Below are 14,235 nucleotides of genomic sequence, written 5' to 3' on the forward strand. Positions count from 1 at the left end.
TTGTGGCTGCCGGACGGATCACGCCGGAACAATACGAAGAAATTACCGGAGATCCTTACGATCCTGATTCGCCGCCAAGCGAAGACGAGAACGTTACTAATAGCGAACAGGAGGCGTAGTCATTGGGCGAGCTGGACGTAATCAAATACTTTTTAACGCAAGGGCCGTTCGCGGTCCTTTTTACGTGGCTGCTGATTTACGTAATGAAATCGAATCGTGAACGTGAATCGCGGCTACAGGATCTACTCGATAAATTCAGCGATAAGTACGATGTCATTATCGATAAGCTCGATAGACTCGAAGAGAAATTTCGCGGAAGAGAATAACGCGCCCGTTCGGTGAGAGTCCGGCGGGCTATTTATATGCGCAAAATTAACGAAAAGGGAGACGATTAAATGGCGATTTCAGTTAAGAAAAACCTCGTCGCGTCAAGCAAGTATTCCGTTAAGTGTCCGTATTCAATGGATGCAAAGTATATCACGTTTCACAATACGGCGAACGACGCTTCAGCAGCGAATGAGATTGCGTACATGATCCGTAATAACAACCAAGTATCGTACCACTTTGCGGTAGACGATAAAGAGGTCGTTCAGGGGCTTCCGACTAACCGGAACGCATGGCATTGCGGAGACGGAAACGGACCAGGCAACCGTTCGTCTATCGGTGTCGAAGTTTGCTATTCGAAGTCAGGTGGCGCTAAGTATAAAGCGGCTGAAAAACTTGCGATTAAATTCATCGCTCAGCTATTAAAAGAGCGCGGTTGGGGCGTTGATCGCGTTAAAAAACACCAGGATTGGAGCGGAAAATACTGCCCGCACCGTGTACTCGATGAGGGACGTTGGGATGCGGTGAAAGCGGCTATCGCTGCGGAATTGAAAGCTCTCGGCGGTCAAGCGTCTAAACCATCCGGCACGACTTATACCGTTAAGAAAGGCGACACACTTTCCGCTATTGCTAAAGCGAATGGAGTAAGCGTGGCGAATCTTCAGAGCTGGAACAACATCAAAGATCCGAATAAAATTTCCGTTGGACAGGTGCTGAAGCTTAAAGGGGCGTCTAAACCGGCTGCGGCTCCGAAGCCATCCGGATCTTCTAAAAAGACGTTCACGCTGCCGGGCGGAGTTCTTAAAGTAACGAGCCCACTGACGAAAGGGGCGAAGGTAACGCAAGTACAGGACGCACTTGCTTCCGTTTACTTCTACCCGGACAAAGGCGCCAAGAATAACGGAATCGACGGCTATTACGGTCCGAAAACGGCGAACGCAGTCAAACGGTTCCAGTCGATGTATGGATTGAGCCCGGACGGAATTTACGGACCTAATACGAAAGCTAAACTCGCTGCTGCGCTGAAAAAAGCCGGCTATTCCGTAAACTAATCGAAAAGGGAGACGATATTATGAACGTAAAGACAATCGAAAAAATTAGCGCAGGCACAATCGCTCGATTCGTGCTTCTTGCGCTTGCACTCGTTAACCAGACGCTTACGATGACGGGTCACAGTCCGATTCCGGTCGATGAGGAAGGCGTGCAGCAATTTATTTCGCTCGCATTTACCGGAGCAACTTCGCTATGGGCGTACTGGAAAAATAACGACGTGACGAAGAAAGCGCGGACAAAAGGTGAATAGATAACTTGTCAGTATAAACTTATATCTTTTTTATCATGAATGTATAAATTAAGGCATAAAATACCGAGAATAGGGAAAAGTCCACTTAGAAGTGTGAAAAATCTTGTTTTGGCGATCTGTTTGCATTACAATTATTGTATACTTATCGGATGCATAACATGATCGCCAAATTTTATACGTTTGGTGGTGATAGTTGATGTACGATAAAAAGAAGGAGGATGACGACATGGCAATAACAGAGTCACGCCTTAAAAGTAAACTTCAAGATTTAAGAAGTAAAGCGTTGAAGAGAAGATATAGTGGGGAGTATCGAACAGAACTAAATGCGGACCAAAAACGAATTCTTGAAGAAAATCATAAGGATTTGGAATATGAGCAATACAAGGCAATTGACACCACAGAGGATTGATCTCCAAGGATGACGATACTTCAGCGAGGAGAAATCTACTACATCAACTTCCCATATACCTTCGATCCTAATTACCCGAACGGCAAACCCAAGTTTGTTCTAGTGTTACAAGAAGGTGAGTACTTTAAAGAGTATGATACAGTGACTGTACTACTTATAACTAGCGATTCTAGCGCTGAGTATTACGACACAAACGTAACAATTGAGCTTGGGACGACACAATTGAAAGAGAAATCTTATATCTTATGTTCTCAGCCTTACACTATAAGAAAAAGTCTTTTTACGGCTAAAGGCGTTTGGTCCGCTGGTCAATTACGCCCTGAAATAATGGACGAGGTTGACGAGGCACTTTATTTAGGTTTGTGCATGGGGCAACAGCACGAAGATGGCATTAGCCACGTTTAAGACGTGGTCTTCTATTCGCGATCAGACGAAGACTGTCGAAACCGATCGACGGTCTTTTTTTGTGGTTGCGAAACGTGAAAGAACGACTAAGTAAGCGGAACTTTTGGCGGGTGCCTGCGTATACAGTCGTAGGTGCTCGTATACATAAACTGGTTTGCGGTTAAAGCTTCCGGTATCGTATAATTTTACCTGTGAGGAGGGGGACAATTGAAAGAAACGCCGTTTTATAAGTCAAACTGGTTTACTATTCTTATGCTGATTGTGTTTTTTCCTGTGGGTTTAATTTTAATGTGGGCTAATAAAAAATGGACAGTAACCGCACGAATTGTCGTGAGTATCGTTATTGTGGTATTAGCAATTGTTGGGTACTCGACGCGAGATAGTCAAACAGGAAACGTTGCCGCAAGCAGTGACAGCGCGGTGAAAGAGGAGGAAAATGGTTCCTCAAATAGTAAACAAGAATCTAAAAAGAATGTAGAAAAAGATGAGAAAGAGAAGGATAGGAAAGAGAAGAGCAACGGTGACTCGGAAACTAAAAAGGATCCCGATAAACTGAGCAAAGAGAGCTTGGTTAAAGATATACAAAAGCTTGTCGGCAAGAAAGCGGGAGACAAGCAAAAAGTAGCTAAAGTCGACTTAATCAGTACCGCAGACGATGATAACCAACCTAAAAAAACTGTAAATATAACTTTAAATGGTTCAGATAATCTAACTTCTAAAATGATTAAGCAAGGAATGTTCATGGACGCCGAGAAGATCTTCCCAAAAGTTTTCGAAAACAAAGAAGTAGAGAGGGTAATCTTAATATGGAATTTTCCTTTAGTTGATGTTAAAGGGAACTCCAAATCAGAAAAAGTATTATCTATTCAACTAGAACGAAAAACAAATGAGGAGATAAACTGGGAAAACTTCGATAGAAATAATTTCGCGCTTGTCTCGGATTCCTATTATGAGCATCCTGTTTTAAATAAATAGAATGTCGACCGTTCCCCGACTTTAACTAGTTGGGGTTCTTTTTTTATTTAATCACGCACCTCAAATAGTTCATTCATGTCTATGATATCCAGCGCTTTCATAATCTTAGCGATGTGTTCACGATTAATTGTAGTTCGTTGATTGCCTCTAATTTCGCTTATTCTGTTTTCACTCACTCCTGATTTCTCTGCTAATACTTTCCCACTCCATCCACGCTCTCGTAGAATCTCGTCAAGTTTAACATGAAGTTGCAAATTACATCGCCTCCATCTGCTAATAATCTTATTATAACGATATATGTACATCGAGTAAATAAGAATGTTGACATAACGTGATAAAACTATTTATACTCTTTATAACGACATCACGTTATGGAGTGATAAATATGCATTACTTAGCGGAACACCAAACGTTCGACTCGACGGCCGAACTCAACACGGCAGTCTACGAACACATCAAGCGCAATACATACGAATTAAACGACACGGACCGGCTGACGCTGAAGACGATCGCTCGCTATGCGGTCAAGTTCGCCGGCGCAGCGCATCTCAAAGCGGAGACACTCGCGGACCTCATCGGTAAGTCCGTCAAGACTGCGCGTCGTGCCGTCAACAAACTCGCATCACTTTCGATCGTCCAGAAGGTCGCTACGACGCGGAAGATAAACGGAGGCAAAGGCGCGAACATTATCGTGATTCTGCCGGTCGGAAGCGGAGAAGAAACCGCGGATGTCCAGTCGACAATGTCCAATCGCGGACAAGCCGAGAAGCCAACGGAGCCAACGGATGAAGCGCCTAAAACTGCGAATGAACCATCGCATTCTATTAATCTTTCAAAAAATCACGTAATAGATACGGTCCCGGCCTGCGGTCTTAAAAACGCGTTACCAAGCGAAGTCTATTCCGCAATGGCGCGCTACTTCGACGCAGACGAAATTTATAAATACTACGGAATCTTACTGCGAGCTAAAGCATGCGTAGATCCGACGCTAATACTCGAAGAACATCCGCAACCATTCGTTGAAGCGTGGCATGCAGCGATTCTCAAACGAAAACAACGGAGAATTAGACGCTTTGACGACTACCTATACGCTAGCTTCCGTCAAGCCGCATGGACGGTAAAAGCCCGTGAAAATCGTGTGAAAAACGTTGGGCTACTGGCGGAGTTCGAATCGTTCCTTGAGTCGTGAGCGTGTTTGATTGTCGCACGGTGCGACAATTGCCGGGAGATGCAGATTGTAAAAGGCGTTGACATACCGTTTAATATCGTTGTATAATCGCACAAGAGGGTCTCGATTTCGTGTCCGTAAAATGTCGGACCGTTATCGAAAATAAGTGTGCGTAAGGCTTTCGTAAGTAAATACGAACAGAATTTCGTAATAGGTTTCCGGTACCACGTCTGCCGGGGGTTCGAATCCCTCCGAGCGCGTTTTCAAGACAAGGGTTTGGCATTAGCCGCCCTTGTTTTTTTTGTGCACTTTTAGTCGTATTTGACTCCCCGGAAGCATATATCAATTGGGGTTACTCGTGATGACTAGACGAAGGGGCGGGGTTAAATGGACAAAAAACACAATTATTTTATACCGTCAGGACTGTTGATTGGATTAGGCATCGGGATAGTATTCGACCATCCGGCACCGGGGCTTTTGATCGGCCTCGGGGCGGGGATTTTGTTGTCTGCTGTTGTGCCGAAACGAAACGGAAAGTGAGCTGGAAGGCTCGCTTTTTTGCGCTTTTACAACAACGGGCGGCCGCTTGGCCGCCCGTTGTTGTTTAATCGTGGATTGAACGCATATGTTTGATCTTTAGATTTTCAAAGACGGCCGTTCCATTTTCGGTAAAGAGCGTGATACCCGTATCATTCAGGTCTGGAAATGCAAGGTTTGAGTGCGTCGTTTCGCCGTCATCAATAAACGCTTCGACAGTGTTTTGATCTACGATGATTGTGAAATGCACCCGCTTTTTTTCCGGATCAAACGGTGCTTTGCTTTCCAAATAGGTGCGGGTGCTGTCAGGCTGTCCCGTAAATCCTCTGTTCACAAAAGAATAACCGCCTTCAGCCGAAATTCCTACATCGATATGGCGTTTTCGATCCGCGGATTCTCTTAGCCTGAATCCCGCGTTTTTAAGATCGGCCCACGAGATATCCGCCTCAAGCTGATAGGTATTTGCCTTAATCTGAAGCGTTTTTGATCCGTTTACTTCGATGCGCTCAAACTCATCTGTCGATTCGGTTAATTCATCCAATTGATCGATTGGATGAGAGGCAAGGCTGTATTGATTTCCGCCTTTATGTTTAAGCTGAATTTGCCGGACGATCGAATCGGTTCCGTTAAAGCCGTCTTTCCATGTCGGCGTCCGGTTTGCATAATCCCAGTTATTCATCCACGCCAAAGCATAGCGTTTCTCGTACGAATCGTCTGTTTCGCCGTCCTCAAATGTCACGCCCGCATACCAGTCAAAGCCGTGATCAAGCCACTGAGGTTCCGCTTCGTCCGCGGTAAATTCGTTGCCGTTGAAGCTGCCTGTCCAGTATGCATAAGTATTCGGCTTGCCGGCACCTTTTCCATTTGCGCTTGCTCCGAGAACCCATTTATATGTTCCGTCATCCGCCCGCATTTTGAATAGATCCGGACATTCGATGATGCCGATATTTTCTGTTTGAAAACTACTTGTATAACGCCATTCCTTCAGATTTTGTGATTCGTAAAAGCCGATTTTCGTTCCTTCAGCCAGCGCCATCACCCATTTATCATCCTCTTCATCCCAGATCACTTTCGGGTCTCTGAAATCGACGGTGTCCGGATTAGGCAATACCGGCTCTTCACCGTAAGGTTTAAATGTTTTTCCACCATTTTGGCTGTACCATAAAAATTGTTCTTCCTTCCCGTCATTGGCCGAAGGCTGCGTCATTATCGCCACGATCGCCCCTTTGCCGAAGCCGGCTGTGTTTTGTGAGTCGACAACGACAGAACCGGACCAAGGATCGCCGTTTTTATTCGTATATTTCGGAATGGCAACCCCTTGATCCTGCCAGTGGACGAGATCATCTGACACCGCGTGGCGCCACTCTGTCCCATTGCCGTCCGGATAGTCCCGGTTATAGAGATAGTAGTAATGATATTTTCCATTGAAATAGACGGGCTTTTGAGGGTCGTTTTTCCACTTGTCAGGGGTTGTCAAATGGAAAGCCGCGCGATATTCCGGTGTTTCCGGGGATTCTCCCTTTTTTTCTGTTTCCCGGTCTGAAACCAATATCATGATGAAGATTCCAAGACAAACAGTTAAAATGCTAATCCGCTTATATACTGTCTTCTTCAAGAAAATTCCCCGCTTTATTCTAAGATGACACACGAAAGAAAATGCCGATGTTCACCGGCATTTTCTTTCGTTCGTTTTATTAGTTTACCGTTAATTGTCCCTGTTCAAGAATGCTGTTTTTGACAACGGATGTTTTTGATCCTTTGACTTTCAGCAAAAAGCTTGGTGCAAATGTGGCGTGATGCTCGTTTGAAATTCCTCTGTTTGTGATGTAGCTCGTGATGACGACTTTGTCGCCTTTTTTCTGCGGTACGGCAAAGTGTGAATAAGTAAATGTGATGTCATTGTAATCAAGGTCCATGTGCAAAACAAGTCCGGATTTGTTTAAAGGCTTGAATGGCCCGGTTAGTGAATCTGATACATAGCCGAGCATATAAATGTCTTTTGCACCAATGCCGTCAATTGTCATTTTTGATCCTCTTGAATCTGTGAACAGATACCATTTTCCGTTCATTTTGAAGAGGTTGGCCCGTTCGATTTCATCAGTCACCGTATTGGAGGCGATCAAAGGCTTCATGACTTTTTTCAGCGTATAATCTTTATTTAATTCGATGATTCCGAGTGCGCCGTTAGCCAATGAAGCGTTCTTTTTGTTCGCTCCTTGAAGCAGCTTGCTGCTTTCTCCTCTAAAGAACTGCTTGCTGCCTCCGTAGTAAGCTCTGTTGAATAGAGAGTCTTCTCCCTGATAGCCGGTTTTTGTTCCCGTATTGGCTTCAAATACGAGATATTTGCGGCCGTGATCTTCCACATAATGCGGGTCTCTCAGCGTATGGTTGTCGCCGGAGCTGTAGTTTCCTTCGTCAATGAATTGCTGAACGTTTTGGTACACTGAACCGTCGGCGCCGTCAAAGACCGATTTATGATCTTCTACACCATCAATTTTCAGTGTGTCCGAATCCGGCTGAGTGAAGTTGACCTGAGCCGTTGTCAGCGTCTGTTTGCCGTATTGCGTGCCGGAGAAAGCTGTGTAAAACAGTCGGACTTTTCCGTCTTTTGTCAGCGTGGCGGAACCTGACCACTCTTGTGTTTGATACTTAAGGTACGGATCGTCAGGAGTGAATTTGTCGCTGTCTTTAAACACTCTGCCGGCGTTTTTCCAGCTGTCGATGGAAGTTTCGCCTTTCTTTTGATAGAACAAGTAGATGGATGTGTCATCGACGTCTTTCGGGTCGCCCGCCAACGCGAAAACAAGATTGTAGCCGTGGTATGTAGCGACTGTTCCGTCGGCATTTTGCAGCGGCCAGCTGTCCCATACGTCTAAATCGATCAGTTCTCCATTTTTGTTATAACCTTTTGCTGAAGGGATGTTTTTGATGGTTTTCGGATCGAATTGAGGAACTTTAAATTGTTCGCTCTTTTGCTGTTCGGGAATTTTCAGCATGTCATGTCTTGTGATATGAGAAAATCCGTAACTCTTCTTGTAATCTTGCGTTTCTTTTGCAAAGGTTTGCGGCGCGCCTCCCGCAAGCAGAGCTGCTGCGACGGTTAAGGCTGACGCTTTTTTAGCGATGTTTTTGATGTTCATCAATATTTCCTCCCTTTTTCAATATGTAACAGATTGCTCCTGACAACATGAACGTTTCCAATCATCCCTCCTAACTGCGGCATTGTCCTGAAGAACAGAAAAAAGACCTAAAATGTGCAAGGTCATATAGGCAAAAGATAGACTTCGCCCTTCACACATTTTAGGTCTTGCCTGCTTAGACAGTAACAATCCCGACAATATTGAATTACCATCATTCTAATATACTCATCTCCGGGACTCAACTGGTCTAAGTTCCTCTTTTCTCATACATTTTTTTGCAAATGACATCAATTTTAAGCTAAAAGGCACCTTTTTTAATGAATCTATAGTCCGTATAAGGAGGAATCGTCAATCGTTGAAATCAATATACATCGGTATACTTTCCCAAAAGGCATCTGGAATTGCGAGCTTTCGTTGATCATGTCTTGACAGGGTTGTTTGAATATCGTCCTCTTTTCCGGCTTGAACTTTTTGAAGCCATTCCGGATCCATCAGAAGTCCCCGACCGATTCCGACGAGATCGGCACCTGTTTTCAGCGCTTGAACGGCATCTTCCGGTGTGTGTACTTTCCCGGCTCCGATCAGAGGAAGACGGTCCCCGACCGCTTCTTTGATCAGTTCCATCCGCGTGCGGGATTTGTCTGCACCACGGCGCGGCAAGGACCGGAAATCAATGAGAGAAACGTGCAGGTAATCCAATGCTTGTTCCCGCAGTACATTGACGAAAGGCAACGTTTCAGCCATTGTGATTCCGGGCGTTTCCGGCTCTTCGGGCGAAAATTTGTAGCCGATGATAAAAGATGGTTTATGGTAGCTATCCGCTACGCGTCTGATTTCTTCTATAATCTGAAGCGGAAATCTCATCCGTTTCTCTAAAGTGCCGCCCCAGCTGTCATTGCGCCGGTTGTAATAAGGAGAGAAGAACTGATGGATGAGAAACCCGTTTGCGCCGTGAATTTCGACTCCGTCAAACCCGGCCTCTATCGCTCTTCGCGCCGCCTGGCCGAAAGAATGGATAAGGTCTTGAATGTCTTGCTCAGACAGTGCCCTTGGCACCGGTGCATTCGGTTGATTCGGAGCGACGGCGCTGGCACTGACCGTCTGCTCTATACCTTTGGCTCCAGGATGAAAGAGCTGCAGGATTGCTTTTGCTCCATGTTTCTTTAAAGTGGCTGCAAGCCGGGTTAGTCCCGGGATTTGATCATCGTTCTCAGCTCCGGGAATGCCGGGAAATCCGGTTCCGGGCTGTACGGTTGTCGCAGATGTGATGACCATCCCGACATCTGTCGCCCGCGCGGCATAATAGACGAGTTCGTCGTCAGAAATGAATCCTCCCGGCATAGAGGATGAATGCCCCATTGGCGGCATGATGATTCTATTTTTCAATTGGATGCCGTTTTTAAAAGTAAAGGGTGTGAATAAAGAATCGTATTGTTTTTTCATGTTTTTCCTCCTTTTGATATAACCATAGCAACCACCGTGAGGCTCCACAAGAACGCAATTTTTTTATATATGCTTTATAAAAATAAACCGTAAGATCGTTCTCTTGAATGCTCTGGTGTCCATATGGTAGGATCAAGTCAAAATTGGCGAATGAGGCAATGGAGGAATTGCTATGAATTCAGCTGTCGATCATAAAGAATGCTCTTCTTTAATACAGGGTGTATTGAAAATTTTCTCCGGTAAATGGTCATTTTTGGTTCTCGCCGAGCTCATTCAGGGCAAGCGGCGATTCAACGAGCTCAGAAGGAACTTGGGAAACGTCAACACTAAAGGATTAACTGACACATTAAGACATCTTGAAGAAAGCGGTATGATTTCCCGGAAGGTGTTCCCGACGGTTCCTGTTACTGTAGAATATGAATTAACAGAAAAAGGTAAAGAGTTCCACGGCATTTTTAAAGAGATGGCCGCGTGGGGGGAAAAATGGCTTCCGTAATGGAGCCTTTTTATTTTGCCTTCGTTTTGCGGTTCCAAATATTTCTGCCTTTTGGTATAGTGATAATGTGTTTAAATTTGCAACAAAAGGTGATCGAATATGAAAGTGATGGCAATTGCTCCATATGAAGGATTAAAAGAGCTGATGATTCAAGTGGCAGGCGGCGAGGATTTTGAATTCGAGGCGGCTTCCGGAGATTTAGAGAAGGGCGTGGAGCTGGCGAAACAAGCGGAAGCAAACGGGACTGATTTGATTATCAGCAGAGGTGGAACCGCTGAGCTGATCCAGCAAGAAGTTTCCATTCCGGTTGTGGATATCGAAGTGTCGGGATACGATATGCTGCGTGTGCTTACGCTTGCCAAGGGCTATCCCGGCAAAGCGGCAATTGTCGGATTTCCGATGATTGCCGACGGCGCGTCAGCAGTGTGCGAAATTTTGGATATCCGGATCGACGCCTGCACCGTATCAGACGAACGCGATGTTGAACCGGTGCTTCTTCAGCTCAAAGAACAGGGCTATCAGATCATTATCGGCGATGTGATCACAATTGAGAAAGCAGAGCAGCTCGGTTTAAACGGACTGCTTTTGACATCCGGAAAAGAAAGCATTGCCAAAGCTTTTGCAAACGCTAAAAAACTGTATTCCTTTTTAGAGAGCATCAAGCAGAAGTACGCTGTGCCGTATCACATTTTACAAAAGGCCGAGACCGGTTATGCAGTATACAACAAGACATTGCGGCCGGTTTTTCAAAACGGCGTATTTGCCGAACAAATCGGCTTGCTGGATCATCTGGAAGAGCTGATCGGGGAAGCGGAAAAGAAGGGAGTCATCCATTTTAGATTCCGAAAGCATGGGCGGACATGGAATATCACGGGACGCAGGTTTTTCGCATCAGACGAGGCATTGACCGTATTTACCGCGGAAAATGCAAAAGATGTTCACGTTTCTTCTTTGCCTGGAGCAGCGACTCTTTCTCCTTTACGGATGAGTTATATGGAAACATCGAGGAACGAAACGATGCAGCAGGTGCTGAAAAAAGCGGAGTTGTTCGCGGCAAGGCGGGAACCCATATGGATCAACGGAGCGCCCGGCTCAGGGAAAGAGAGCTTGGCCGGGCTGATCCATATGAAGGGGGAGGACAAGCATGAGCCGTTTCGAAAAATCGATGCCGGTTTGCTGTCTGAAGCAGAATGGGAACAGGCGTGTGAAAGCGAAGAATTCTTTTCAGGGAGAGGAACGCTATACATCAAACAAGTCGATCGCATGCCGCCGTCCTCGCAACGGCTTTTACTCAGGCGGATCAGCGAACCGTATGACGGGCCGAGGCTGATCGTTTCTTCTTCCCGCAGGCGCGCCGGGGAATTTTTAAGCGATTTATATGATGCGCTTTGTCATTTGGAGCTGGACGTTCCCCCTCTTTCCGAAAGAAAAGAGGATATTTTGCATCTGGCTTATCTGTTTATTGCGGAAAGCAATGAGGCATTCGGCAAACAAATCGTCGGCTTTCGAAGCGAAGCTGGTGTTCTGCTTGAAGAAGCGAAATGGCCGGGCAACCTCAGCCAATTGAGAAAAACAGTCCAAAACTGTGTCCTTGAAGCGCAGGGCGTTTATATCGAGAAGGCTGACGCCGAACGGGTCCTGAGCCGCTTGAACGAGGAAGAAAGAGAAGACATCGATTTATCCGGAACGCTCGAAGAGATCGAAAAAAGGATCATTCAAAAAATCTATGCCGAAGAAGGGAACAATCAAACAAGAACAGCGGAAAGGCTCGGCATCAACAGAACGACGCTTTGGAGAAAATTGAAATCGTCACATTGATAAGACACCGGCTAAACCGGTGTTTTATTTTTTTGTTTTAATATGCAACAGTAAATAAAAATAATTTAGATAAATACCGTTGATTATTGAAACATTTATGTATATAATCATTTTTGAAAACGCTTTACAGGAAGGGGAGGCAATCATGGGATTCGTACCAAAGGGGATTTATCCTGCTATGCTGACACCGCTCACAGAAGATCAAAGCATTGATGAATCGGCGTTGAAACAGCTGACAAACCATTTGATCGATGCTCATGTACACGGGCTTTTTGCGTTGGGTACCAACGGGGAATTTCATATGTTCAACACCGGAGACAAGCTGAAAGTTGCAGAAATCATCATTCAAGAGACGGCAGGACGCGTTCCCGTCATGGTAGGGAGCGGAGGAAACAGCACAGAAGAAGCGATCTGGCTTTCTAAGAAAATGGAGAGGCTTGGCGCAGATGCGCTGTCGGTCATCACGCCATTCTTTATTCCACCGACACAGGAAGAAGCGGCGGTGCATTATAAAACAATTGCGGCATCCGTTTCACTTCCGATCCTTTTGTACAATATCCCTTCAAAAACAGGTTTCCATTTAGAACCAGAAACAGTGGCAGAGCTTGCGAAAGTGGATAATATCGTTGGAATTAAGGACAGCAGCGGAAACTTTGAAAACATACAGCAGTATATCGAGCTGACGAAAAATGAGGACTTTTCCGTTTTTGCAGGCACCGATTCGCTCATATTGAAAACGCTTCAAGCGGGAGGAGCGGGAGCAGTCGCAGCAACAGCAAATATGCTCCCTGATATCGTAACGTCGATTTACCACCATTGGTCAGAGGGTGAGACTGAAAAGGCGGAGGCTGCCCAGATGGAGCTTCAGCCGCTTCGCGATACATTTCGTTTAGGTACGATCCCGGCGGCACTGAAAAAAGCGGTTGGGCTTTATTCAATCCCTGTAGGCCCGCCGAAAGCGCCCATCCAAGAGCTGGCCGGTTCGGCGCTCTTGGAGGTCGAAAAAATGGTCGCTTACTATCAATCAAAATAGGGAGGTTTCAAGAATGCCAGCGAATTATCAATTTCGGACAGCCGATCATATCGTTGCGGGCGAACATTCCATCCGCAGGCTCAAAGATCATGTACGAACGATTGTACCGAAGGCGGACAGGGCGCTGATTATTACCCAGCCGTCGATTGTCAAACTTGGCGCGATCGGAGAAGTACAGGCTCAGCTTACAGAGATTGGCATTCAGTCAGATGTTTGCACAGCCATATTGCCCGAACCGACCGCACAAAATATTGAAGACGTATTTAGAGGAATCCGTGATAAACGATACGACATTCTCATCGGAATCGGCGGAGGCAGCGTGCTGGACGGAACGAAAATATTGTCCGTGCTGCAAACGAATTCAAAAAAGGTCGAGGAGCTGCTCGGGACAGATTTGGTCGAAAAGCCGGGAATCCCGACCGTGCTGATTCCGAGTACCTCGGGGACAGGCGCAGAGGTGACGCCGAACGCGATCGTTACGCTTCCCGAAGAGGAATTGAAAGTCGGCATCGTCAGTCCGCTTCTTTTGCCTAAACTTGTCATTCTTGACCCGATCATCACCCTTGGATTGCCAAAATCAATTACGGCGGCTACCGGAATGGATGCATTCACCCATTCGCTTGAATCGTTCATTTCGACGAAAGCAAACCCGATCAGCGATATGTTCGCTTTAGAATCCATCAGATTGATTTCGGCAAGTATTGTGGAAGCGTATGAAAACGGTTCATCGATACAAGCGAGAGAAAACATGCTGCTCGGTTCGACGTATGGCGGAATGGCGCTGACGGCTGCCGGTACTGCTGCCGTTCATGCCCTCGCCTATCCGCTTGGGGGGAAATACCGAATTCCCCACGGTGTCGCCAATTCGATGCTCCTTCCGCATGTGATGGAGTTTAATATGGATGCTATTACAAAACGGCTGTCTCTTGCGGCAGAAACGATGGGAATCGCTGCATCTGATTTGACCGCCGAACAAGCGGCTGAGGCTGTTGTGCAGAAAATAAGAGAGTGGACGAAGCGGCTGAATATTCCTCAGGATTTAAAAGCGTTCGGCGTAACCGCAAGCGACGTGGACGATTTAGCCGACTCAGCTTCAAAAGTGACGCGCCTGCTTCATAACAATCCGAAACCGCTCAGTCTGGAAAATATAAAAGACATCTATCGAAAACTAATCAACTAAAGGA

Annotated in this window: 17 protein-coding genes; 13 read left to right on the forward strand and 4 right to left on the reverse strand. The window is 46.0% G+C overall.

Annotated elements, in window-relative coordinates; translation table 11 throughout:
* Positions 1-2 precede the first annotated feature (2 nt).
* The 7 genes from ACH97_RS00005 to ACH97_RS00035 all read left to right on the forward strand — a co-directional run bounded on the left by ACH97_RS00005 (position 3) and on the right by ACH97_RS00035 (position 3,416).
* Positions 3-119 (forward strand): XkdX family protein, encoded by a 117-nt coding sequence (locus tag ACH97_RS00005; protein ID WP_241494236.1) that lies wholly within the window; start codon positions 3-5, stop codon positions 117-119.
* A gap of 3 nt (positions 120-122) precedes the next feature.
* The gene (locus ACH97_RS00010) at positions 123-326 is read left to right on the forward strand and encodes a BhlA/UviB family holin-like peptide (protein ID WP_011197923.1); all 204 of its coding nucleotides are present in this window, start codon (positions 123-125) and stop codon (positions 324-326) included.
* 69 nt (positions 327-395) lie between these two features.
* Positions 396-1,376, forward strand: coding sequence for an N-acetylmuramoyl-L-alanine amidase (locus ACH97_RS00015; RefSeq protein ID WP_048350430.1), 981 nt, complete (start codon positions 396-398; stop codon positions 1,374-1,376).
* Positions 1,377-1,396: 20 nt separating this feature from the next.
* Entirely contained in the window at positions 1,397-1,627 is a 231-nt protein-coding gene (locus ACH97_RS00020) for a phage holin (RefSeq protein WP_048350429.1), read from the forward strand.
* A 226-nt stretch (positions 1,628-1,853) separates the two neighbouring features.
* The gene (locus ACH97_RS00025; RefSeq protein WP_155519886.1) at positions 1,854-2,036 is read left to right on the forward strand and encodes a hypothetical protein; all 183 of its coding nucleotides are present in this window, start codon (positions 1,854-1,856) and stop codon (positions 2,034-2,036) included.
* Positions 2,037-2,045: 9 nt separating this feature from the next.
* Positions 2,046-2,441 (forward strand): type II toxin-antitoxin system PemK/MazF family toxin, encoded by a 396-nt coding sequence (locus tag ACH97_RS00030; protein WP_048350427.1) that lies wholly within the window; start codon positions 2,046-2,048, stop codon positions 2,439-2,441.
* Between the two features lie 207 nt (positions 2,442-2,648).
* Positions 2,649-3,416 carry a hypothetical protein gene (locus ACH97_RS00035; protein WP_057957799.1) on the forward strand — a complete coding sequence of 256 codons (768 nt, stop codon included), beginning with the start codon at positions 2,649-2,651 and terminating at the stop codon, positions 3,414-3,416.
* A 47-nt stretch (positions 3,417-3,463) separates the two neighbouring features.
* Here the strand turns inward: ACH97_RS00035 and ACH97_RS00040 are convergent, their stop codons facing one another.
* Complete coding sequence (locus ACH97_RS00040; protein ID WP_057957800.1) at positions 3,464-3,670, reverse strand: helix-turn-helix domain-containing protein; 207 nt, start codon at positions 3,668-3,670, stop codon at positions 3,464-3,466.
* Positions 3,671-3,801: 131 nt separating this feature from the next.
* Here ACH97_RS00040 and ACH97_RS00045 point away from each other — a divergent pair, with 131 nt between their 5' ends.
* Together ACH97_RS00045 and ACH97_RS23645 are read left to right on the forward strand one after the other, a co-directional pair.
* Complete coding sequence (locus ACH97_RS00045) at positions 3,802-4,605, forward strand: helix-turn-helix domain-containing protein (RefSeq protein ID WP_057957801.1); 804 nt, start codon at positions 3,802-3,804, stop codon at positions 4,603-4,605.
* Positions 4,606-4,971: 366 nt separating this feature from the next.
* Positions 4,972-5,124, forward strand: a complete 153-nt coding sequence (locus ACH97_RS23645; protein WP_164468296.1) for a hypothetical protein — start codon at positions 4,972-4,974, stop codon at positions 5,122-5,124.
* 64 nt (positions 5,125-5,188) lie between these two features.
* Here ACH97_RS23645 and ACH97_RS00050 read toward each other — a convergent pair whose 3' ends face one another.
* The 3 genes from ACH97_RS00050 to ACH97_RS00060 all read right to left on the reverse strand — a co-directional run bounded on the left by ACH97_RS00050 (position 5,189) and on the right by ACH97_RS00060 (position 9,704).
* Positions 5,189-6,736 carry a glycoside hydrolase family 32 protein gene (locus ACH97_RS00050; protein WP_039073036.1) on the reverse strand — a complete coding sequence of 516 codons (1,548 nt, stop codon included), beginning with the start codon at positions 6,734-6,736 and terminating at the stop codon, positions 5,189-5,191.
* Positions 6,737-6,815: 79 nt separating this feature from the next.
* Positions 6,816-8,261, reverse strand: a complete 1,446-nt coding sequence (locus ACH97_RS00055) for a glycoside hydrolase family 68 protein (RefSeq protein ID WP_023856345.1) — start codon at positions 8,259-8,261, stop codon at positions 6,816-6,818.
* Between the two features lie 348 nt (positions 8,262-8,609).
* Positions 8,610-9,704 carry an NADH-dependent flavin oxidoreductase gene (locus ACH97_RS00060; RefSeq protein WP_026580145.1) on the reverse strand — a complete coding sequence of 365 codons (1,095 nt, stop codon included), beginning with the start codon at positions 9,702-9,704 and terminating at the stop codon, positions 8,610-8,612.
* Between the two features lie 172 nt (positions 9,705-9,876).
* Here ACH97_RS00060 and ACH97_RS00065 point away from each other — a divergent pair, with 172 nt between their 5' ends.
* The 4 genes from ACH97_RS00065 to ACH97_RS00080 all read left to right on the forward strand — a co-directional run bounded on the left by ACH97_RS00065 (position 9,877) and on the right by ACH97_RS00080 (position 14,231).
* Complete coding sequence (locus tag ACH97_RS00065) at positions 9,877-10,200, forward strand: winged helix-turn-helix transcriptional regulator (RefSeq protein ID WP_020453042.1); 324 nt, start codon at positions 9,877-9,879, stop codon at positions 10,198-10,200.
* Between the two features lie 99 nt (positions 10,201-10,299).
* Entirely contained in the window at positions 10,300-12,018 is a 1,719-nt protein-coding gene (locus tag ACH97_RS00070) for a PrpR N-terminal domain-containing protein (protein WP_023856343.1), read from the forward strand.
* Positions 12,019-12,163: 145 nt separating this feature from the next.
* Positions 12,164-13,051, forward strand: a complete 888-nt coding sequence (dapA, locus tag ACH97_RS00075; RefSeq protein ID WP_020453040.1) for a 4-hydroxy-tetrahydrodipicolinate synthase — start codon at positions 12,164-12,166, stop codon at positions 13,049-13,051.
* Between the two features lie 13 nt (positions 13,052-13,064).
* Positions 13,065-14,231, forward strand: a complete 1,167-nt coding sequence (locus ACH97_RS00080) for an iron-containing alcohol dehydrogenase (protein WP_020453039.1) — start codon at positions 13,065-13,067, stop codon at positions 14,229-14,231.
* The last annotated feature ends 4 nt before the right edge of the window (positions 14,232-14,235 follow it).

It is taken from the genome of Bacillus paralicheniformis (assembly GCF_001042485.2).
In the GTDB taxonomy this organism is placed as follows: Bacteria; Bacillota; Bacilli; order Bacillales; family Bacillaceae; genus Bacillus; species Bacillus paralicheniformis.

Excerpts from the sequence above, each read along its gene's own strand:
- ACH97_RS23645 (WP_164468296.1), top strand. The coding sequence starts at position 4,972 with ATGGACAAAAAACACAATTATTTTATACCGTCAGGACTGTTGATTGGA.
- dapA (WP_020453040.1), top strand. The coding sequence starts at position 12,164 with ATGGGATTCGTACCAAAGGGGATTTATCCTGCTATGCTGACACCGCTC.
- ACH97_RS00015 (WP_048350430.1), top strand. The coding sequence starts at position 396 with ATGGCGATTTCAGTTAAGAAAAACCTCGTCGCGTCAAGCAAGTATTCC.
- ACH97_RS00060 (WP_026580145.1), bottom strand. The coding sequence starts at position 9,704 with ATGAAAAAACAATACGATTCTTTATTCACACCCTTTACTTTTAAAAAC.
- ACH97_RS00020 (WP_048350429.1), top strand. The coding sequence starts at position 1,397 with ATGAACGTAAAGACAATCGAAAAAATTAGCGCAGGCACAATCGCTCGA.
- ACH97_RS00025 (WP_155519886.1), top strand. The coding sequence starts at position 1,854 with ATGGCAATAACAGAGTCACGCCTTAAAAGTAAACTTCAAGATTTAAGA.
- ACH97_RS00065 (WP_020453042.1), top strand. The coding sequence starts at position 9,877 with ATGAATTCAGCTGTCGATCATAAAGAATGCTCTTCTTTAATACAGGGT.
- ACH97_RS00030 (WP_048350427.1), top strand. The coding sequence starts at position 2,046 with ATGACGATACTTCAGCGAGGAGAAATCTACTACATCAACTTCCCATAT.
- ACH97_RS00080 (WP_020453039.1), top strand. The coding sequence starts at position 13,065 with ATGCCAGCGAATTATCAATTTCGGACAGCCGATCATATCGTTGCGGGC.
- ACH97_RS00055 (WP_023856345.1), bottom strand. The coding sequence starts at position 8,261 with ATGAACATCAAAAACATCGCTAAAAAAGCGTCAGCCTTAACCGTCGCA.
- ACH97_RS00045 (WP_057957801.1), top strand. The coding sequence starts at position 3,802 with ATGCATTACTTAGCGGAACACCAAACGTTCGACTCGACGGCCGAACTC.
- ACH97_RS00070 (WP_023856343.1), top strand. The coding sequence starts at position 10,300 with ATGAAAGTGATGGCAATTGCTCCATATGAAGGATTAAAAGAGCTGATG.